General features: G+C 71.7%; 17 protein-coding genes. 12 read left to right on the top strand and 5 right to left on the bottom strand.

Annotated elements, in window-relative coordinates; translation table 11 throughout:
• Window positions 1–13 precede the first annotated feature (13 nt).
• From OG519_RS10195 to OG519_RS10155, 9 genes are all read left to right on the top strand, one after another.
• Window positions 14–349: a DUF4233 domain-containing protein gene (locus OG519_RS10195; protein ID WP_405581549.1), complete on the top strand. Its 336-nt coding sequence runs from the start codon at window positions 14–16 to the stop codon at window positions 347–349.
• 51 nt (window positions 350–400) lie between these two features.
• Window positions 401–814 carry a nucleoside-diphosphate kinase gene (gene ndk / locus OG519_RS10190; RefSeq protein ID WP_405581547.1) on the top strand — a complete coding sequence of 138 codons (414 nt, stop codon included), beginning with the start codon at window positions 401–403 and terminating at the stop codon, window positions 812–814.
• Between the two features lie 298 nt (window positions 815–1,112).
• Entirely contained in the window at window positions 1,113–2,138 is a 1,026-nt protein-coding gene (locus tag OG519_RS10185; RefSeq protein WP_405592606.1) for a rod shape-determining protein, read from the top strand.
• Between the two features lie 127 nt (window positions 2,139–2,265).
• Window positions 2,266–3,354, top strand: a complete 1,089-nt coding sequence (gene mreC, locus OG519_RS10180) for a rod shape-determining protein MreC (protein ID WP_405581544.1) — start codon at window positions 2,266–2,268, stop codon at window positions 3,352–3,354.
• A gap of 3 nt (window positions 3,355–3,357) precedes the next feature.
• Complete coding sequence (gene mreD / locus OG519_RS10175; protein WP_405581542.1) at window positions 3,358–4,038, top strand: rod shape-determining protein MreD; 681 nt, start codon at window positions 3,358–3,360, stop codon at window positions 4,036–4,038.
• Between the two features lie 2 nt (window positions 4,039–4,040).
• Window positions 4,041–6,272 (top strand): penicillin-binding protein 2, encoded by a 2,232-nt coding sequence (gene mrdA / locus OG519_RS10170; RefSeq protein ID WP_405581539.1) that lies wholly within the window; start codon window positions 4,041–4,043, stop codon window positions 6,270–6,272.
• Window positions 6,269–7,465, top strand: coding sequence for a rod shape-determining protein RodA (gene rodA, locus OG519_RS10165; RefSeq protein WP_405581537.1), 1,197 nt, complete (start codon window positions 6,269–6,271; stop codon window positions 7,463–7,465). Before mrdA ends, rodA begins: the two co-directional genes overlap by 4 nt.
• A gap of 701 nt (window positions 7,466–8,166) precedes the next feature.
• The gene (locus OG519_RS10160) at window positions 8,167–9,690 is read left to right on the top strand and encodes a CHAD domain-containing protein (protein WP_405581535.1); all 1,524 of its coding nucleotides are present in this window, start codon (window positions 8,167–8,169) and stop codon (window positions 9,688–9,690) included.
• 154 nt (window positions 9,691–9,844) lie between these two features.
• Window positions 9,845–11,773: a TIGR03960 family B12-binding radical SAM protein gene (locus OG519_RS10155; protein ID WP_405581532.1), complete on the top strand. Its 1,929-nt coding sequence runs from the start codon at window positions 9,845–9,847 to the stop codon at window positions 11,771–11,773.
• Here OG519_RS10155 and OG519_RS10150 read toward each other — a convergent pair.
• From OG519_RS10150 to OG519_RS10130, 5 genes are all read right to left on the bottom strand, one after another.
• Complete coding sequence (locus OG519_RS10150) at window positions 11,763–12,200, bottom strand: GNAT family N-acetyltransferase (RefSeq protein ID WP_405592604.1); 438 nt, start codon at window positions 12,198–12,200, stop codon at window positions 11,763–11,765. The two genes, OG519_RS10155 and OG519_RS10150, sit on opposite strands and share 11 nt — an antisense overlap.
• Window positions 12,201–12,252: 52 nt before the next feature.
• Complete coding sequence (locus OG519_RS10145; RefSeq protein WP_405581530.1) at window positions 12,253–12,792, bottom strand: DinB family protein; 540 nt, start codon at window positions 12,790–12,792, stop codon at window positions 12,253–12,255.
• A 181-nt stretch (window positions 12,793–12,973) separates the two neighbouring features.
• Complete coding sequence (locus OG519_RS10140; protein ID WP_405581527.1) at window positions 12,974–14,125, bottom strand: acyl-CoA dehydrogenase family protein; 1,152 nt, start codon at window positions 14,123–14,125, stop codon at window positions 12,974–12,976.
• Window positions 14,126–14,709: 584 nt separating this feature from the next.
• A complete protein-coding gene (locus OG519_RS10135) occupies window positions 14,710–15,594 on the bottom strand; it encodes an NmrA family NAD(P)-binding protein (RefSeq protein ID WP_405581524.1) in 885 nt (294 codons plus the stop codon).
• A 327-nt stretch (window positions 15,595–15,921) separates the two neighbouring features.
• Window positions 15,922–17,121, bottom strand: coding sequence for an ROK family protein (locus tag OG519_RS10130; RefSeq protein ID WP_405581521.1), 1,200 nt, complete (start codon window positions 17,119–17,121; stop codon window positions 15,922–15,924).
• A gap of 152 nt (window positions 17,122–17,273) precedes the next feature.
• Here OG519_RS10130 and OG519_RS10125 point away from each other — a divergent pair, with 152 nt between their 5' ends.
• From OG519_RS10125 to OG519_RS10115, 3 genes are all read left to right on the top strand, one after another.
• Window positions 17,274–18,737 carry an APC family permease gene (locus tag OG519_RS10125; RefSeq protein ID WP_405581518.1) on the top strand — a complete coding sequence of 488 codons (1,464 nt, stop codon included), beginning with the start codon at window positions 17,274–17,276 and terminating at the stop codon, window positions 18,735–18,737.
• A 99-nt stretch (window positions 18,738–18,836) separates the two neighbouring features.
• Entirely contained in the window at window positions 18,837–19,382 is a 546-nt protein-coding gene (locus OG519_RS10120; protein ID WP_405581515.1) for a GNAT family N-acetyltransferase, read from the top strand.
• 379 nt (window positions 19,383–19,761) lie between these two features.
• Window positions 19,762–20,832: a hypothetical protein gene (locus OG519_RS10115; RefSeq protein WP_405581513.1), complete on the top strand. Its 1,071-nt coding sequence runs from the start codon at window positions 19,762–19,764 to the stop codon at window positions 20,830–20,832.
• The last annotated feature ends 175 nt before the right edge of the window (window positions 20,833–21,007 follow it).

The raw sequence follows: 21,007 nt of genomic DNA, 5'->3' as shown, positions 1-21,007 counted from the left end.
GAGGGCCCAGGCCATGCGCACGCTGTGTTCCAGCACGCTGATCGGCGAGTTCTTCGTCATCGGCTTCGCCGGGCTGGTCGCCATGAAGCACCCGGACCTGTCGCAGGGCGCGGTGTGGACGGTCTGCGGCATCGCGATGGCCCTGTGCGTGCTGCTGTGCGGCGCGGTCACCCGGCCGGGCGCGCTGGCGGTCGGCTGGGCCCTGCAGATCGGGCTGATCGCCAGTGGCTTCGTGGTCGGTACGATGTTCCTCCTCGGTATCATCTTCGCCGCCCTGTGGTGGGCGTCCATCCACTACGGCCGCAAGATCGACGACATCCGGGCCCGCCCTGCGGCGCCGATTGCCTGACAGCTAGGCTCGCCGTACACCGCACGTGTCTTACGCATCAGGAGCCGCCCCGTGTCCCAGCGCACCCTCGTCCTTCTCAAGCCGGACGCCGTTCGCCGCGGCCTGATCGGCGAGCTGCTCGGCCGGCTGGAGAGCAAGGCGGGCTGGACGATCAGCGCGCTGGAACTGCGCACCCTGGACCGCTCCATCCTGGAACAGCACTACGCCGAGCACGTCGGCCGGCCCTTCTACGAGCCGCTGATGACCTTCATGGCGTCAGGTCCCAGCGTGGCCCTGGTCGTCGAGGGCGAGCGGGTCGTCGAAGGGGTCCGTACGCTGGCCGGTCCGACCGACCCGATCGCCGCGGCGCCCGGCTCCATCCGGGGGGACTTCGGCACCATCGTGCGGGAGAATCTGGTGCACGCCTCGGACTCCGAGGAATCGGCGGAGCGCGAGATCAAACTGTTCTTCCCCGGTCTGGCCTAACCGCCGGTCCGGGCAGGGCATGGGCCCGGGGCCAACGGGAACCAATCATCCCGACACGGCGTCACCATTACCGAGGTCCGCTGTGTGTTCTGATGACAATGGACCCGCAGGATCCCGGACCCGCCCGCAGCATCCTGACGCGCAGCACCCCCCAGAACGTTCAGAACTCCGCGATCCTGATGACGCTTGACCCGGCGGGACCCCGACAGGACCCCGGCAACGCGGCACGTCGGGCGCGACTACGATGGAATCTCCGCTCAAGCTCGGGAAGGCCAGACGTATCCACATGGCGAACAACATGTCGTTCATCGGCCGTGATATGGCTGTCGACCTCGGGACCGCCAACACGCTGGTGTACGTCAGGGGCCGCGGGATCGTCCTGAACGAGCCGTCGGTCGTGGCGGTCAACACCAACACCGGGGGCATCCTCGCGGTCGGCTCCGAGGCGAAGAAGATGATCGGCCGCACGCCGGGCAACATCGTCGCCGTCCGTCCGCTGAAGGACGGTGTGATCGCCGACTTCGAGATCACCGAGCGCATGCTGCGCTACTTCATCCTCAAGATCCACCGCCGCCGCTACATGGTCCGGCCGCGGGTCGTGGTCTGCGTGCCCTCGGGCATCACCGGTGTGGAGCGCCGCGCCGTCATCGAGGCGGCCACCCAGGCCGGCGCCCGCGCGGTGCACATCATCGAGGAGCCGATGGCGGCCGCGATCGGCGCCGGGCTGCCGGTGCACGAGGCCACCGGCAACATGGTGGTGGACATCGGCGGCGGCACCACCGAGGTCGCGGTGATCAGCCTCGGCGGCATCGTCACCGCCCAGTCCATCCGGGTGGCCGGTGACGAGTTGGACAACGCGATCATCCAGCACATCAAGAAGGAGTACAGCCTGCTGCTCGGCGAACGCACCGCCGAGCAGATCAAGCTGACCATCGGCTCCGCCTTCGACTCCAAGCCGGAGCAGGAGGAGCACACCGAGATCCGCGGCCGCGACCTGGTGAGCGGGCTGCCCAAGACCGTGGTCATCTCGGCCGGCGAGGTCCGCAAGGCGATCGAGGAACCCGTCAACGCGATCGTGGACGCGGTCAAGACCACCCTGGACAAGTGCCCGCCGGAGCTCTCCGGCGACATCATGGACCGCGGCATCGTGCTGGCCGGCGGCGGCGCGCTGCTGCGCGGCCTCGACGAGCGGCTGCGCCACGAGACGGGCATGCCGATCCATATCGCGGAGGCACCGCTGGACTGCGTGGCGCTCGGCGCCGGCAAGTGCGTGGAGGAGTTCGAGGCGCTTCAGCAGGTCCTCGACGCCGCGCCGCGCAGGTGAGTGACTGACCAGGCCGGCCCGGCCGCGGCGGGTCGCCCCGCCCACCGGCCGTAACCAGCACACTAGTTCCGACCGGCCGCGGCCTCAGCGGCGGCGGGTCCGATGAGGAAGGCACGGACTGGCGCCCGTGAGGGACACAAAGGAGAGCCGGCTGCTGCTGGTACTGCTGGTGGTGGTGGCGTTCGCGCTGATCACCGTGGACATCCGGGGCGGTGAGAACTCACCGCTCGACCGGCCACGGCAGGCGGCGCAGTCCGCCTTCGGCCCGGTGGAGAACGCGGTGGCCGGGGCGGTCGACCCGGTGGGCAACGCCATAGACGCGGTGCGGGACTCGGGCGGCCGCAGCAGGGCCATCAGCCGTCTGGAGCGGGAGAACGAAGCGCTCAAGACGCAGCTCGGCAGCAAGGACATCACCCGCAACCGGGCCGCCGAACTCGACTCGATGCTCAAGACCGCGGGCGCCGGCCAGTACACCATCAAGGGCGCCCAGATCATCGCGATAGGAGCCGCTCAGGGCTTCTCCTGGACGGTCACCATCGACGCGGGCACCAAGGACGGCATCGCCCGCGACATGACGGTCATCAACGGCGACGGACTGGTCGGCCGGGTCACCACCGTGGGCCCGGCCACCTCCACCGTGCTGCTCGCCAACGATCCGGACTTCACCGTCGGCACCCGGCTGGAGGGCTCCATGGAGCTGGGCTTCGCCACCGGCGAGGGCAACCGGCCGATGCGGGTGCAGCTGCTCAACGGCAAGGCGGACGTGCACAAGGGCGACCGGCTGGTCACCTTCGGCTCGCAGGCGGGCAAGCCCTTCGTGGCGGGCGTGCCGGTCGGCCGGATCGTCAGCATCGACCCGTCCGGCGGCAACCTGACCAAGACCGTGCAGGTCCAGCCGTTCGTCCGGTTCACCTCACTGGACGTGGTCGGCGTGGTCGTGCTCGGCCCGCGCACCGACCCGCGCGACAGTGTGCTGCCGCCCCGGCCCACCCCGCCGGCCAAGCCGAAGCCCACCGCGAAGCGGACGCCGAACGGCAAGCCGAGCGGCACGCCGGGGAGCACCCCGACCGGTGCGCCCGGCGGCACCTCGGGAGTGAACCCGAGCGGCACGCCGAACGGGACGCCCACCACCACCGGTGTCGAGGACTACAACGTCACCATCGGCCGTACCGACTCGGCCACCCGGAACTCCCCGACGACCACCAGCGGGGGCTGAACCATGCACCTCAAACGGATCGCGCTCTCCACCGTGCTGGTGGTCATCGCCATGGTGGCCCAGGTCAGCGTGCTGGCCCGGCTGCATCTGCCGGGCGCCGTGCCCGATCTGCTGCTGCTGACCGTGCTCGGCCTCGCCCTCGCCTACGGCCATGTGGCCGGCTGTCTGATCGGCTTCTTCGCCGGGCTGCTGGCCGACATCGCGCCGCCCGCCGACCACGCCGTGGGCCGCTACGCCCTGGTGCTGTGCGTGATCGGCTACGCGGCCGGGCTCGCCAAGCCCGAAGGCGGCCAACTGCGCTCCGCGGCAGGCCCGATGATGGTGGTGGTCTGTGCCGCCATCGGCACCACCCTGCTCTACGTCGGTGTCGGCAGCCTCGTCGGCGACCAGGCCGGCGCCCATGTCGGCCTGGTCAAGCTGGTGTTCACCGCCGCGCTCTACGACCTGCTGCTCGCCCCCTTCGTGGTGCCGCTGGTGATGGCGCTGGCCCGCCGCTTCGACAACGATCCGCTCGCCGACGACCCGGCCGGCGGGTACGGCGGGATGGGCGGCATCGGCGGCATGGGCGGCGGCCGCCGCCGGACGCGGACCGCCGGCGCCGGACTCGGCCCGCAGCGCGGCATCTTCGGGCGGGCGGGCAGGATGATCAAGATCAACTCGCCGGCCAGGGGAGCGCGTCGCTAGCCATGAGCAACATTCCGGAGACCGGCCGCACCACCCGGGTCACCATCCGCCTGATCATCCTTCAGGTCCTCGCCGTGTCGCTGCTCTTCACCCTGGGCGGCCGGCTGTGGTTCCTCCAGATCCGCAACGGCCAGGAGTACGACCAGAAGGCCGCCAACAACCACATCCAGCAGGTCGTCACCCCCGCCGTGCGCGGCGCCATCCTCGACGACAAGGGCGTACCGCTCGCCGACAACGAGACCCGGCTGGTGGTCTCCGCCAGCCGTACCGACCTGCTCAAGCAGGCCGACGACGGCGCGGCCGTCCTCACCCGGCTGGCCTCGGTGCTCGGCATGCGGCCGCAGGACGTGCTCGACAAGGTGCGGCTCTGCGACGCCAAGACCCCGCAGCCCTGCTGGAACGGCTCGCCCTACCAGCCGATCCCGATCACCGACGAGGCCACCACCCAGCAGGCCCTCCAGATCATGGAGCGGCGCGAGGACTTCCCCGGCATCACCGCGGAGCCCACCGCCGTCCGCCGCTACCCGGCCCCGTACAAGGCCAACACCGCGCAGGTGCTGGGCTATCTCTCGCCGGTCACCGACGCCGAGCTGACCGCCTCGGAGAAGACCGCGACCCCGCTGCTGCGCTCGGACCAGATCGGCCGCTCGGGCCTGGAGAGCACCTACGACTCCGAGCTGCGCGGCAAGGCCGGCGTCACCAGCTACGAGGTGGACAACCTCGGCCGGGTCATCGGCAAGGCCGGTGACACCCCCGCCACGCCCGGTGACAATCTGGTCACCAGCATAGACGCCAAGGTCCAGTCGGTCACCGAGCTCCAGCTCAACGACGCGATGAAGGAAGCCCGGCAGACCTACGACCCCATCACCCACGAGAACTACAAGGCCGACTCGGGCGCGGCCGTGGTGATGGACAACCACACCGGTCAGATCATCGCCATGGCGAGCGCGCCGACGTACGACCCCAACGCCTGGGTCGGCGGCATCTCCGCCAAGGACTACAAGAAGCTGACCGCCATCAAGTCCAACTACCCGCTGCTCAACCGGGCGATCCAGGGCCAGTCGGCGCCCGGCTCCACCTTCAAGGTGGTGTCCACCTCCGCCGCCGTCGACGCCGGCTACCCGATGGACGGCGGCTACCCCTGCACCTCCTCGATGACCATCGGCTCCCAGGTCTTCAAGAACTTCGAGGGCGAGAGCTTCGGCGACATCTCGCTCGGCCGGGCGCTGGAGGTCTCCTGCGACACCGTCTTCTACGGCATCGCGTTCAAGGAGTGGCAGAAGGACGGCGGCACCAAGCCCAAGCACCCGAAGGACTGGTTCTACACCACCGCGCACAAGTTCGGGCTCGGCGCCAAGACCAGTGTCGACCTGCCGGGCGAGGTGACCGGCCGGATCCCGGACCGGCAGTGGAAGCAGGCGTACTACGACGCCAACAAGGACTACTGGTGCAAGGTCAAGAAGACCGCCAAGAAGTCCGACCAGTCGCTGGCCACCAACATCGCCCGGGAGAACTGCACCGACGGCTATGTGCTGCGCGCCGGTGACTCCGTCAACTACGCGATCGGCCAGGGCGACACGCTCGTCACGCCGATCCAGATGGCCCGGATCTACGCGGCGCTCGGCAACGGCGGCACGCTCTACCAGCCGACCATAGGGAAGGCGGTGGTGAGCCCCGACGGCAAGACCGTCACCCCGATCAAGCCCAAGGTCGTCGGCAAGCTGCCCGACACCAAGCAGACGCTGAAGGACATCAACGAGGCCACCGCCGGCGTGGTCACCGGCGGTACCGCCAACTGGAAGTTCCTCAACTGGCCGCAGGACAAGATCCCGCTGCACGCCAAGACCGGTACGGCCGAGGTCACCGGCAAGCAGACCACGTCCTGGCTGACCACGTACACCAAGGACTACACGATCGTGATGACGATCTCGCAGGCCGGTACCGGTTCCGGTGGTTCGGGTACCGCGGTCCGCCGGATCTACGAGGCGATGTACGGCATCCAGAAGGACAGCACGGCGATCGACCCGCGCAAGGGCATCATGCCCAAGCCGGTGACGAGCCTGCCGAAGATCACCTCCGACGGCGCGGTCGTCCGGCAGGCGTCCTACGTCGCCTCCGACACGCTGCTGGCACCGGCCGGACCGCGCGGCGCGGACTACGCCGGCCAGCCGCCCGCCGCCCTCACCCCGACCGACACCAAGCGGCTGCTGTACGGCAGGAAGTCCTGGACATGAGCGCCCCCACCTACGCGGTTCCACGGTTCAGCCCGGAGAAGTCCACCCTGGGCAAGCTCTTCGCCCGGGACTCGGTGGTCCGCCGGATGGACTGGGTCCTGCTGCTCGCCACCCTGCTGCTCTGCGCGATCGGCACGGTGCTGGTCTACTCGGCGACCCGTAACCGGACCAACCTCACCCATGGCGACCAGTACTACTTCCTGATCCGCCATGTGATGAACGCCGGGATCGGCATCGGGCTGGCGATCGGCGCGATGGCCATAGGGCACCACCGCATGCGGACGATCGTGCCGTTCTTCTACGTGCTGGCGATCCTCGGCATCCTCGCGGTGCTCAGCCCGCTGGGCTCCACCGTCAACGGCGCGCACTCGTGGATCGTGATCGGCGGCGGCTTCTCGCTCCAGCCGTCGGAGTTCGTCAAGGTGGCCATCGTCATCGGCATGGCGATGGTGCTGTCCGCGCGGGTCGACGCGGGCGACAAGCTGCATCCCGACCACCGGTCGGTGGCGCAGTCGCTGGCGCTGGCCGCCGTGCCGATAGGGATCATCATGCTGATGCCCGACCTCGGCTCGGTGATGGTGCTCGCCGCCATCGTGCTCGGCGTGCTGCTCGCCTCGGGCGCCTCCGCGCGCTGGGTCTTCGGGCTGATCGGCGCGGGGGTCGTCGGGTCGCTGCTGGTGTGGAAGCTCGGAGTTCTCGACAAGTACCAGATCGACCGGTTCGCGGCGTTCGCCAACCCCGCGCTCGACCCGGCCGGCGTCGGCTACAACACCAGCCAGGCGCGGATCGCCATCGGCTCCGGCGGCCTGCTCGGCAAGGGCCTCTTCCACGGCAGCCAGACCACCGGGCAGTTCGTGCCCGAGCAGCAGACCGACTTCGTCTTCTCGGTGGCCGGCGAGGAGCTCGGCTTCGTGGGCGCGCTGCTGATCGTCGCCCTCATCGGCGTCATCCTCTGGCGCGCCTGCTCCATCGCCCGCAACGCGAGCGACCTCTACGGCACGGTGGTGGCCGCCGGCATCGTCGCCTGGTTCGCCTTCCAGTCCTTCGAGAACATCGGCATGACCCTGGGCATCATGCCGGTGGCGGGCATCCCCCTACCCTTTGTCTCCTACGGCGGATCATCGATGTTCGCCAATTTCATCGCCATAGGAATGCTCCAGTCCGTCAAGATGATGCGCCCCATGTCAGCCTGACGCTGCGCTGGCCAAACCGGCCGACCCCCGCCCCGCCCGACGCCGGGGGTCGCCCCCGGGCCCCCGCCTGCGGCGAGCTCCGCCTGACGGCCCCCGGTCCGCTTGCGGCGTGCCGCGCCTGACGGCGGGCTGCTGAGCTCGCGTCGAGGCCGGGTTGCTCTCGGGTCCGCCCGGCGCGGCCGGTCCGCCTGCGGCATGCTCTGCCTCGCGGCGTGGCGGGGGTTGGCGCCGGGGTCCGCTGGGCGCGGCTGCCGCGTGTAACGCCCGGTTCGGCTTCACGCACCCCTTTCGCCTGCGGTGTGCTGCGCCCGGCGCGGCCTGCCGAGCCTGTGGGTGGGGCGGGGTTGTCTCGGGCCCGCCCGGCGCGGCCGGTCCGCCTTCGGCGTGCTCCGCCTGGCGGCGAGGGATTCCGCCTGTGGCGGTGCGGGGGCTGGCGTCGGGGTCCGCTGGGTGCGGCTGGGCGCGCCGCTTTCGCCTGCGGCGTGCCGCGCCTGCTGGCGGGCTGCTGAGCTTGCGTCGAGGCCGGGTTGCTCTCGGGTCCGCCCGGACGGCCGGTCCGCCTGCGGCGAGCTGCGCCTGGCGGCGGGTCATGCCGATCCGCGGCCAGCTCGCGCTTCGGTTGCAGCAGGGGGTGGTATTTCAGGAGGGCGGCGGGGGGCGGGTGATTGCTGTTGGGGGGTGGGGGGATTACGGTCGAAGGCATGGGTGAACGGGTGGCGGAGGTTGAGCGGAAGTACGAGGGGGGTGCCCCGGAGGTCGGGGTGGAGGGGGTGGCCGGGGTCGCGGAGGTGCGGCGGGTCGAGGCGGATGAGCTTGACGCGACGTACTACGACACCGCCGGGTTCGCGCTCGCCACGCATCGGGTGACGCTGCGCCGGCGTACCGGCGGGCAGGACGCGGGCTGGCACCTCAAGCTCCCGGCCACGCGGGCCGACACCCGGACCGAGGTGCACGCCCCGCTCGGCCGGGGCGACGACACGCCTCCCGAAGAGCTGCGGAGCGAGGTCACCGCGATCCTCCGCGGGCGCCCGCTCGGCCCCGTCGTACGGCTGCGCACCCTTCGCCGGCGGACCCTGCTTCTCGACGACGCCGGGCGGACCCTCGCCGAGATCGCCCACGACGAGGTGCGCACCGAACTGCCCGAGGACGACGCCGCCGCCGAGCCGACGAACCGCTGGACCCCGGGACCCTCCTGGACCGAGACCGAGGTCGAACTCGGCGAGAGCGGCCACCCGGACCTGCTCGACGCCGTCGAAGAGCGCCTGCTCGCCGCCGGAATGCACCGCGCCGCCTCCCCCTCCAAGCTCGCCCACGCCCTCGGCGACCGCCTCACCCCGCCGCCCCGGCCCCCCGCGGAACCGGCCACCACCGGCCTCACCGCCGTCGCGTACCTCCACCAGCAGGTCACCGCGCTGCTCGCCCTCGACCCCGCGGTCCGCCGCGCCGAGGAGGACGCCGTCCACCAGATGCGGGTCGCCACCCGCCGCGCCCGCAGCGCCCTGAAGAGCTTCGGCCGCGCACTCGACCGCGAGGCCACCGACCCGATCGGGCAGGAGCTGAAGTGGCTGGCCGCCGTCCTCGGTCTGGAGCGCGACCGCGAAGTCCTCGCCGAACGCCTCGCCCGGCGCCTCGCCGAACTCGACCCGGAACTCGTCGGCAAGCCGCTGCGCCGCCGGCTGCGCGCCCCCGACACGACCGGCCCCTCCCCGCACACCGCGCTGCTCCACGAACTCGACGGCGCCCGCTACTTCGCCCTCCTCGACGCCCTCGAAGCGCTCGTCGCCGCACCCCCGTACCTGCGGCCCGCCGCCGACGCCCCCGCCGAGGACGGCGCCGCCGCGGCCGTACGCCGAGACCACGCCCGGCTGCGCGCCGCCGTCGAGAACGCCCTCTCCCTCCCCCCGGGCGAGGAGCGCGACATCGCCCTCCACGACGCCCGCAAGGACGCCAAACGCGTCCGCTACTCCAGCGAGGCCGCCACCCCCGTCCTCGGCGACCGCGCGACCGCGCACACCACCCGGATGAAGCGTGTGCAGCAACTCCTCGGCGAGCACCAGGACAGTTGCATCGCCCGCGACGCCCTGATCGCGCTGCGCGCCGCCGCCCTCGCCGCCGGTGAGGACCCGGCTCCCTACGACGCGATGGTCCGGCGCGAACGCGATCTCGCCGCCACCGTCGAATCCGACCTCCCCGCCGCCTGGGAGTCCGCCGACCAGCCCCTCTGACCCCGGCGACGCGTCGAGTGCCGGCCCCTGTGGACGGGCGGGACGGCGGGCGCCGCGGCTCGGGTAGTCTTGAGGGTCATCCTTCCCGGAGCCCGGTCGGAGCCCGGTCGGGGCCCGGTGGATGCTCCCCCGCCCGCTGATGAAAGTCGCCGAGATGCCTGTCGAGTCGGTCTTCCCGCGCCTGGAAGCGCTGCTCCCGCACGTACAGAAGCCGATCCAGTACGTGGGCGGGGAGCTGAACTCCACCGTCAAGGACTGGGACAGCGCGGACGTGCGCTGGGCGCTGATGTACCCGGACGCGTATGAGGTGGGGCTGCCCAACCAGGGCGTCATGATCCTCTACGAGGTGCTCAACGAGCGGGAGGGCGTGCTCGCCGAGCGCACCTACAGCGTCTGGCCCGACCTGGAAGCGCTGATGCGTCAACACGGCGTCCCCCAGTTCACCGTGGACGGGCACCGGCCGGTGCGCTCCTTCGACCTCTTCGGGCTCAGCTTCTCCACCGAGCTCGGCTACACCAACATGCTCGCCGCCCTCGACCTGGCCGGCATCCCGCTCACCGCCGCCGACCGCACCCTGGACGACCCGATCGTGCTGGCCGGCGGCCACGCCGCCTTCAACCCCGAGCCGATCGCCGACTTCATGGACGCGGTCGTGATCGGCGACGGCGAGCAGGCCGTGCTGACCATCACCGAGATCGTCCGCGCCTGGAAGGCGGAAGGCCGCCCCGGCGGCCGGGACGAGGTGCTGCTGCGGCTCGCCAGGACCGGCGGTGTGTACGTGCCGCGCTTCTACGACGTCGAGTACCTCGCCGACGGCCGCATCTCCCGCGTGGTGCCCAACCGCTCCGGCGTCCCGTGGCGCGTCTCCAAGCACACCGTGATGGACCTGGACGAGTGGCCGTACCCCAAGCAGCCGCTGGTCCCGCTCGCCGAGACCGTGCACGAGCGTATGTCGGTGGAGATCTTCCGCGGCTGCACCCGCGGCTGCCGCTTCTGCCAGGCCGGCATGATCACCCGGCCGGTCCGTGAACGCTCCATCACCGGCATCGGCGAGATGGTCGAAGCCGGGCTCAAGGCCACCGGCTTCGAGGAGGTCGGCCTGCTCTCCCTCTCCTCTGCCGACCACAGCGAGATCGCCGACATCGCCAAGGGCCTCGCCGACCGGTACGAGGAGGACAAGATCGGCCTGTCCCTCCCCTCGACCCGGGTCGACGCCTTCAATATCGACCTCGCCGACGAGCTGACGCGCAACGGCCGCCGCTCCGGCCTCACCTTCGCCCCCGAAGGCGGCTCCGAGCGCATCCGCAAGGTCATCAACAAGATGGTCTCGGAGGAGGACCTGATCCGCACCGTCGCCACCGCTTACGGCAACGGCTGGCGCCAGGTCAAGCTCTACTTCATGTGCGGTCTGCCCACCGAGACCGACGAGGACGTGCTCCAGATCGCCGAGATGGCCAAGCGCGTCATCCAGAAGGGCCGCGAGGTCACCGGGCAGAACGACATCCGCTGCACCGTCTCCATCGGCGGCTTCGTCCCCAAGCCGCACACCCCCTTCCAGTGGGCGCCGCAGCTCGGCGTCGAGGAGACCGACGCCCGGCTGGAAAAGCTCCGCGACGCCATCCGCGGCGACCGGAAGTACGCCCGTAACATCGGCTTCCGGTACCACGACGGCAAGCCCGGCATCATCGAGGGCCTGCTGTCCCGCGGCGACCGCCGCGTCGGCGCCGTCATCCGCGCGGTCTACGAGGACGGCGGCCGCTTCGACGGCTGGCGCGAGCACTTCTCCTACGACCGCTGGCTGCGCGCCTGCGCCGCCGCCCTCCCCGCCCATGACCTCGACCTCGCCTGGTACACCACCCGCGAACGCACCGCAGAGGAAGTCCTCCCCTGGGACCACCTCGACTCCGGCCTCGACAAGGACTGGCTCTGGGCGGACTGGCAGGACGCCCTCGACGAAACCGAGGTCGAGGACTGCCGCTGGACCCCCTGCTTCGACTGCGGCGTCTGCCCCCAGCTGGACCTCGACATCCAGGTCGGCCCCACGGGCAAGAAGCTCCTGCCGCTGGCGGTCGTCAACAAGTAGCCGCCGGCACGGGGAGGAACATCATGGGAAGGCGGCGGCCCGGGATCACGCTGGAGGGTGAGGTGCCGACGCGGGTCGCGCCCATGGCGAGGTAGAAGGGCTCGGCGTTCGGGTCCGCGTCGAGGGTGAGGCGGGTGAAGCCGAGGTCGCGGGCCGTGGTCAGGGCGTGCTGGAAGAGGAGGCGGCCGACGCCTCGGCCGATGGCGGCCGGATCCACGAAGAGCATGCCCAACTCGCCGACCGGCGGCTCCCCCTCAAGGGTGACCAAGCCGGCGACCCCGGCTATGGGGCCGTCCAGTTCGGCCACCGCCGTCCGCCGGCGCTCGACATCGGCGCCGCGCAACGTCAACGCCTCCCGGCACCGTTCCAGGAAGTCCTCGTCGTAGCCCCAATGCGCCTTGGAGCGCAGGGCGAGTTGGCTCAGCATCCCGGCTTCCTCGGCGCGCGCGCTTCTGATCCGGGCGGAGATCCCGGCCGGCTTACTCACCGGTGCGGCCGTCCACCGATTCGCGGATGAGGTCGGCGTGGCCGTTGTGCCGCGCGTACTCCTCGACCAGGTGGAGGAGGATCCAGCGGAGACCGGGGGACCGGCCGGCCGCGTCGGTGTGTTTGGCGGGCTGGTCGAGGCCGTCGGCTGCCAGCGCCTCGTCGACCAGCGCGCGGGAGCGGGCCACCGAGTCCTGCCAGAGCGTGCGGAGTTGGTCCGGGGTGTCCTCGGTGGCCGAGTGCCAGTCCCAGTCGGGGTCGGCCGCCCAGTCCACGGTGTCCCACGGCGGCTGCTGGTCCCGGTCGTGGAGCCGGCGGGAGCACCACCAGTCCTCGACGTACGCCAGGTGCTTGAGCATCCCGCCCAGCGTCATCGCCGACGTGCCGACGGCCGCCGCCAGCCCGGCCGCGTCCAGCCCCGCGCACTTCCACTCGAAGGTCGCGCGCTGGAACTCCAGGAAGCCCAGCAGGGTCTCGACCTCCCCGGCCGACTCGGGAGGTTCGGGGCGGCCCTGCTCGTCCAGTTCGGTCATGGGCGGTGAGTCTAGGCACCGCGCCGGAGCGGTGTCATGCGGGTAAGCGCTCGGGTAGGAAGGGCGCCCGGCGCCGAAACGGCACGGCGCGAGCGGCCGTGTGATGCCAGGTGACCGCGGCCCGGCGGGGTTGGGCGGCCGCGGCCACCTGGCGGCTGTCAGCCGCGAGGGCGGAGGACCGTCAGACGATCTGGTCCTTGCCGACCCGCGCGGCCAGTCCGGCGAGCGTCAGCCCGTTGAGGGCGTAGTTGGCACCGCCGGCGAGCACCTGCGCCATGGCGGCCCTGCGGCGGCTGTCCAGGTGGTCCCGGCTGGGCTTCGGCGTCGCCACGAGGTCGGCGGCGCCGCGCAGCCCGCTTTCGAGGTCGAGCACCGCGTTCAGCACCACCGACGTCTCGACCTTGCTGACGGCGCCCAGATCCGCGGGCACCACGCCGGTCTCGACATAGCCCGCGGCCAGGCTCTTGACCAGCGCCGTCACCGAGTGCAGACGGGCCACGACGTGGGCGAACTCCTGCTGCACGGAGGAGTGGCTCAGCAGCGGACCGGTCGGCCGCTCCGCGTTGGCTCGCTCGTAGAGACCGGCCACCGCGCTCCACGCCGCCGCGTTGCTCATCAGCGCGAGGAAGAACCACTCCATGGCCATGGCGCTCTGGAGCTGGAGCGGCGCGTTGGCGACGCCGCCGAGCAGCGAGTCCGCCGGGACCCGCACATCGGTGAACCGGACCGAGCCGGTTCCGAGCAGTTCGAGCCCGTGCCCCATCGACGTGGGGGTCACCTCGATGCCGGGGGTGCTCCGCGGCACCACGAACAGGCCGGTGGTCTGGCGGTCCTCGCTGACGCTCGCGGAGATCACGAAGTAGTCGTTGAGCGAGGAGTTGCTGATGTAGCGCTTGTCGGCGTCGATGACGTATCCGCCGTCGACGGCCCGGGCGGTGGAGGCGAGCCCGGTGAACGCCGAGGCGTTGCCCGTCTCGGTCAGCGCCGCGGAGATGACGGTCTCGCCCCTGGCGAGCCCGGGCAGCAACTCCTGCTGCCGCGGGGTGCCATGGGCGCGGAGCACCGTGGGCAGGATGTCGCTGGCCAGCCACAACGGAAGATCGAGCAACCACAGGCTGCCCATCTCCTCGGCGATCACCAGGGAATGGCGGCGCCATTCGGGGCCGACCGCGTCGGCCGCGGCCAGCAGCCCGAGCGAGGCCGCCTCTTCCCAGATGTGCCTGATCGTGGCCGGCGCCGAGGGCTCGTCGCTGCTGACGGCGATGTCCGAGAACTTCTGCAGCAGGGCTCGAACGTCCTGCCTGGTCGGTATCGTTGTGGCTTCGATGGTCATCGTGCCTCCACCCGCTTTCCTGTTACGACGCGGGCCGGGCGATCGAGGGCGCCGGAAGCGGCGTCAGGGACCACATGCGCCCGCGGGGACAATCCGAATCCAGAGGTAGAACCGATCATTCGCTGTGCGGCCGTCATGGCAGCTCCGTTGTCGGCGATAAAGGTCGTACGCAAACGCGTGGATGCCCGCGATTCCTCACAGTGCCGGGCTGCCGGGAGAAAATGGCCGCCGCCGTCGGCGAACGCGGCCATGCCTTCGGGGGAGCCGACGAGTCAGGAGAATAGGCAGAGTTATCGAGGGTTGTCCAGGGCGGCGAAGTATCCCCTTTGTCCCTGGTGATTTCCTTTCCCGGACCTCCGGCAAATTTGTCCGGTCACCATGTTTGGCACCCGGCGAACCGGGTTTCGATCGTCCGGTGCCGCCGTTTCGCCGGTCCTCCGGGCGCCCTGGGCCCGCTCTTCGCGCGCCGGGCTCGCCCATCGGCCCGCTGTCCAGGCGGTTTTCGGACAACCGGGACATGCGGACGGCCGGGTACGACGTCGTGCGTACGTTTTTTCAGGCGGCCATTTCCGGAAGAGAGCGGCTCAGGCCGACGGGAGAAAGGCCGACCGGTGTTCGCGCAGGTAGGCGCTGAGCGGCCGGGGCGGTGATCCGGAGAGCCGCTCGACGTCGCCGGTCAGCCGCTCGTTCTCACCGGCCTCCATCGCGTGCTCCCGGGCGATGAACACCTCGGCCGCGTCCTGCGGGATGCCCTCCGCCCGCAGGACGGCGCGCAGTTCGTCGTCGTCCGCGGCGTGGAAGTCGACCGGGACGCCGAGTTCCCGGCTGAGCAGCGTGGCGACGTCCGGCCAGCTCAGCAGGGCGGGGCCGGTGAGGTCGTAGGGACGGCCCCGGGCGGCCGGGTCGAGCAGCACGGTCACGGCGGCGGCCGCCACGTCGTCCGGGTCGATCAGCGCGTTGCGCCCGTGGGCCGAGCCGCCGGTCCAGCCCCCGGTGGCCCGGATCTGCGGGGCGAGGGCCAGCACGGCGGTGGCGAAGAGCGCGGGCCGCAGCGAGGTGCACGGGAGGCCGGACAGGGCGACCACGTCGTCGAGCGCCGCGTGGGCCCGCTGGTTGATCCCGAGCGATGCGCGCCCGGTGTTCAGCACCGCCAGCCGGACGAGATGGGGGAGCTTGGCGCGCGCGGCGGCCATGATGACCTGGGCTTGGAGCCGTCCCTGCTCACCGGTGGGTCCCAGGGCGAGGAAGCCGACGTCCGCCGAGGTGAGGGCCTCCTGGAGGCGCATCACATCGTCGAGTTCGCCGGCCACGATCTCCAGGGCGCCCGGCGCGTCCCCCGCCCCGCCGAGCCGGTCGCGCGCCTTCCCCTCGTCCCGCACATAGACCCGGACAGAGGCGCCGCGTTCGCGCAGCGCGCGCACCACCGCCGTCCCCACGGTCCCGGTCGCTCCGATCACGACGACGTCCACAATCGCTCCTCGGTGGGTGCCTGAGGGGTGCCCCCGGCTTTTCCCGCCGGGCGCCGCGTCCGCTGTCAAGGCCGGCGGACTTTGCTTTCCGGCGCCGGTTCGGGAAGAGCCGCCTCTTGACTTTCCGGAAAAACCCGCACCCACCCTCCACCGTATTGCGGTAATCCCGGGACCGCATCCCGGCAAGGACGCCGCCACCATCCTCCGGTGAATGCAATGCTCTTATCGGCACATCCGCATCGATGAACGCGACGGGAACGGCGGGCGGGTCATCGGCGAGGAACGATGCCGGGGCCCGCGACGCCGCGGAGATCCGCACGACAGGCCCTATCCCCGGCGGGCGAAGACGACGTCGCGGGCGGTGGTCAGGGCGGTGGCGACGGCGCCGAGCAGGACCGCGTCCTCGCCCAGGGCGCTGGGGGTGACGCGGGGGCGCAGCGGGGTCAGCCCGCGCAGCGTGTCGGTGACGGTCGACAGCAGCAGGTCGGCGCTGTGGCCGACCCCGCCGCCGAGCACCACCAGGTCGGGGTCGAGGACCGCGGCCACGGCGGCCACGGTGTGGGCGAGGCGTTCGCCCTCCTGGCGGACCGCGGCGACCGCGGCGGGGACGCCGTTCCTGGCCGCCGCGAAGACGGACTTGGCGCTGAGCGGCCCGGTCATGCCCAGCGCCCGGGCGGCCCGGACGACCGCGTCGGCGGAGACGGCGTCCTCCAGGGTGTCCGGCTCGCGCCCCGGCCAGGGCAGGAAGCCGATCTCCCCGGCGGCGCCGCCCGCGCCGGTGAAGGGCCGCCCGTCGGCGACGATGCCCATGCCGAGGCCGGTGCCGATCATGACGTAGACGAAGAGCCGGCTGCCGGCGCCGACGCCGAAGGTGTACTCGCCGAGGGCCGCGAGGTTGGCGTCGTTGTGGACGGCGAGCGGGACGCCCAGCCCCTCGCGCATCCGGTCGAAGAGGCCCGCCCGGCCCCAGCCGGGCAGATGGCGGGCGTAGCGGACCCGGCGGGCGGCCGGATCCCAGACCCCGGGGGTGCCGACGACGGCGTGCGCCACTTTCGCCGCGGCCACTCCGGAGTCGGCGACGACACCCTGGGCGGTGGCCACCACCAGATCGGCCATCGCCGCGGCGGAGCGGGCCCGGTTGCGTACGTCCCCGCGGGCCACGACGACCCCGTCCAGGTCGGCGAGCGCGACCCGGAGCCAGCCGCGGCCGATGTCGATACCGAGGGCGTAACCCGCGGCGGGATCGGGGGAGTAGAGGACGGCGGCCCGGCCGCGCTCCGGGGTGTGGTGGCCGGCTTCGCGGACCAGCCCGGCCGCTTCGAGCGCGGCCAGCGCGCTGGAGACGGTGGGCTTGGACAGGCCGGTCTCGCGGGCGAGCTGGGCGCGGGAGGCGGGCGCGGCCCGCAGCCGTTCGAGCAGCAGCCGCTCGTTGGAGCTGCGCAGCCGCTGCTGGTTCCAGGGCTCCTGGCGGCCTGGCCCGTCGTGCCGGGCCCAGGGCTGCCCCGAACCACCGTCGCTGCTGGTCATAGAGGGCATTCTCACGCATCGCGGCGCCGCGCGGGCCGCCCCCCGTCCGTACCTCTTGACGCTCTTAGTAAGGGAACTTAACTTGAACGCCCCGAGTCCGGGGCAGCCGCCCCGGGCCGGTGACCGGAAATCCCACGCGCCCAGGGAGCCCCATGTCCACCACGTCCGGCAACCCGCCCCCGGCCGGCGGCTTCGTCCGCCGTATCGGCCTGTTCCAGGCCACCGCCATCAACATGAGCCAGATGTGCGGCATCGGACCCTTCGTCACCATCCCGCTGATGGTGGGCGCGTTCGGCGGCCCGCAGGCCGTCATCGGCTTCGTGGCCGGCGCCCTGCTGGCCCTGGCCGACGGCCTGATCTGGGCCGAACTCGGCGCCGCCATGCCCGGCTCCGGCGGCAGCTACGTCTATCTGCGGCAGGCGTTCCAGTACCGCACCGGCAAGCTGATGCCGTTCCTCTTCGTCTGGACGGCGATGCTGTTCATACCGCTGATCATGTCCACCGGCGTGGTCGGCTTCGTGCAGTACCTCGGCTATCTCGCCCCGCACCTGGGGAAGACGACCGGCGATCTGATCGGACTCGCCGTCATCGCGGTGGTGATCGGGCTGCTGTGGCGCGGCATCGAGCACATCGCCAAGATCACCGCGGTGATGTGGGCGGTGATGATCGTCTCGGTGCTGCTGGTGATCATCGCGGCGGCCACCGACTTCTCCGGCCATCTCGCCTTCACCTACCCCGCGCACGCCTTCCAGTTGAGCAGCGGCCACTTCTGGACCGGCTTCGCCGGCGGTCTGACCATCGGGATCTACGACTACCTCGGCTACAACACCACCGCGTACATGGGCGCGGAGATCAAACAGCCGGGACGGGTGCTGCCGCGTTCCATCGTCTACTCGATCCTCGGCATCATGGCGATCTACCTGCTGCTCCAGATCGGCACCCTCGGCGTCATCGACTGGCACCGGATGACCGACCCGCACGACATCGCGGCCACCTCCGTCGCCTCCGCCGTGCTGGAGAAGACCTGGGGCAAGGCCGCCGCGGACACCGTCACCGTCCTCATCCTGATCACCGCGTTCGCCTCCGTCTTCACCGGTCTGCTCGGCGGCTCCCGGGTGCCCTATGACGCGGCCCGCGAACGCGTCTTCTTCCGGCCCTACGGCACGCTGCACGAGCGGCACCGCTTCCCCGTCTGGGGGCTCGCCACCATGGGCGTGATCACCGCGATCGGCTTCCTGATCGGCCGGCACACCGACCTCCAGACGCTGATCCAGCTCCTCACCACCGTGATGGTGATCGTGCAGGCGCTGGCCCAGGTGCTCGCCCTCGGGGTGCTGCGGCGCCGCCAGCCGGGGCTGCGCCGGCCGTACCGGATGTGGCTCTACCCGGTGCCGGCGATCGTCGCGCTCGTCGGATGGCTCGTCATCTACGGCTACGCGGACAAGAACTCGCCCGGACGTCACCCGATCGAGTGGTCGCTGGCCTGGGTCGCGCTGGGGCTCGTCGCGTACGCCCTGTGGTCACGCGCCGAGCGGGTCTGGCCGTTCGGCCCGAAGGAGGTCTCCGAGGAGTACCTCACCGGGCTCGATCCCGACGCGGCGCCGGTCACGGTCTGACCGTCCGGCACCTCACGGGCGGGGCTCGCCGGAGCGCGCGGCGCGCGTACCGCGCGTAATCGGTGGCCCCGCCTGACGGCGGCCCGGCAGACTGAGGCGATGCCGCAGCTCATCGTGCCCGACGTCCGTATCCACCGGTCCTTCCTCGCCGCCATGGCCGAATTCGTCGCCGAGGGCAGGGGAGACGCCGATGACTCCTCGATGGTCGGCCGGGATCTGCGGACCTGGTCCCGGCGGTGGCACGAACCGGCGGACTTCGCGGCGTACGTCGCCGCGCTGCTGGCTGTCGCCGACCCGGACCTGCCGCGCCCGGACGCCCTGGTGCCGTGCACCAACCTGTGGTGGGTCGAGGGCGACGAATACCTCGCGCGGATCGCGGTACGGCACCGCCTCAACCACTTCCTGCGCGAGTACGGGGGTCACATCGGCTACGACGTCCGCCCCTCGGCCCGCCGCCGCGGCCACGCCACGGCGATGCTCCGCGCGGCCCTGCCGGAAGCGGCGGAACTCGGCATCGACCCGGCGCTGATCACGTGTGACACCGGCAATGTGGCGTCCCGCAAGGTGATACAGGCTTGCGGCGGGGTCTTCGAGGATGAGCGCGGCGGGAAGCTGCGGTTCTGGGTGCGGACCGGGAAGGGGTAGGGGCGGCCGCCTTCCGGCTGTGTCCCGGGTGCGGGTCTGGTCGTGGTTGCTCGCGCAGTTCCTCGCGCCCCCTGACGGGGTTCGTGGGAGGCCCTTCCGGCTGTGTCCCGGGTGCGGGCGTGGTTGCTCGCGCAGTTCCTCGCGCCCCTTGCGGGGCTGCTGACGCCGATTCCCGTGCACGCAACCACAGCGGACTCGCACCCGGAATGCGGCTTGAAGGGGCTATGACGAGCCCCGTCAGGAGGCGCTGGGGGTACCCCCAGGCGAAGCTCTGGGGGAGGAACTGCGCGACTAGCCACAGCGCACCCGCACCCGGCATACGAGCCCCCGCCCGCCCGCACGCGCTCATACGCGCTCACACGCGCTAAGTTCTGCGCTCATGACTGACGGGGGGCGGGGCCCGGTGGGTGGAGTGGAAAAGGCGCCGAGGGGGCAGGGCGACGGCTGCCTGGTCGCGATGATCAGAGTGCCGGTACGGGTCGCCGCGCTGCTAATCGTCCTGCCGCTGCGGCTGGCCTGGGATCTGCTGGCCGCGGTGGTCCGCAGGACCGACGGCGCGCTGCGCTGGGTCGGTCGGCGCGTGCTGACTCCCCTGGCCCGCGTGCTGATCGTCATACCGGCGGTCTTCCTGGGGCGGTACGTGCTGCGGCCGGTGCTGCTGGCGGCCGTTGTCGTGATCGCCGCGCTCCTTCGCTACGGGCTGGTTGAGCCGGCGGTGTTCCTGTGGCGCTATGGCTGCGTGCCGGCGGCTCTCGCCCTCGCGTGGCTGGTACGCGTACTGGTGCTGGTCCCGCTGGTCTTCCTGTGGCGGCGGGTGCTGCTGCCCCTCTGGCGGGTCGTGCTGCGCCCGACGCTGACGGGGCTCGGCCGGGCGGCGGCCTTCCTGGTGCGGTACGGGCTCGTCTGGCCGCTGGTCGCCCTGTGGCGCCACCTGCTCACCCCGGCCGGGCGCGGGCTGGTCTGGTTGCTGGTGTCGCTGGGGCGTTACGTGCTCAAGCCGGCCGGGCGCGGCCTGGTGTGGCTGGTGCCCGTGCTGGTGGTGGCCCCGCTGGTCTTCCTGTGGCGGCGGGTCCTGGTCCCGGTCGGCCGGGAGTTCGGCGCGGCGATCGTGGCGGCGTGGCGGGTCGGCGGGCAGGTGTCCCGGGCGATCGGGCGCGGCATCGGCTGGGTGCTGCGGGTGATGGTCGCCGTCCCCGCGGTGTGGCTCTGGCGCCGGGCCGGTCTTCCCGTCGCCGTTTTCCTCGGTGCCGCCTTCCGCGCCGCCGGCACCGCGGGGCGCCGGCTCGGCCGCGCCGTCCTGCGACCGGTCGCCCTCGCGGCGGCCGACGCCCGCCGCGTCGTCCGGGTGGCCCTCTTCGGCGCGGCCCGCACCGCCCGGAACGCGCCGGGGTCCGGCCCCGCGGCCGACCGCGACACCGACCTGACGCCCGCGTCGGAAGGGTCGGGATGAGGGTCCGCCGGGTGACCGGCCCACCAAGCGCCGCTTGACGCACTCGGGACCCTGGCGTCCTCGGCAGCGTCGGCTCCCGCCGCGCCCCGACCCCTTTGTCCACAGGCCCCGAACAAGCGGCGTGGGCGCGCCGCGACGCGGCGTAACCTTGGTGGAGTACGGAACGGACCGACAG

Source organism: Streptomyces sp. NBC_01190, from assembly GCF_045039895.1.
GTDB lineage: Bacteria > Actinomycetota > Actinomycetes > Streptomycetales > Streptomycetaceae > Actinacidiphila.
The sequence above is the reverse complement of the archived record's forward strand: the minus strand, read 5'-3'. Positions and strand labels throughout refer to the sequence as shown.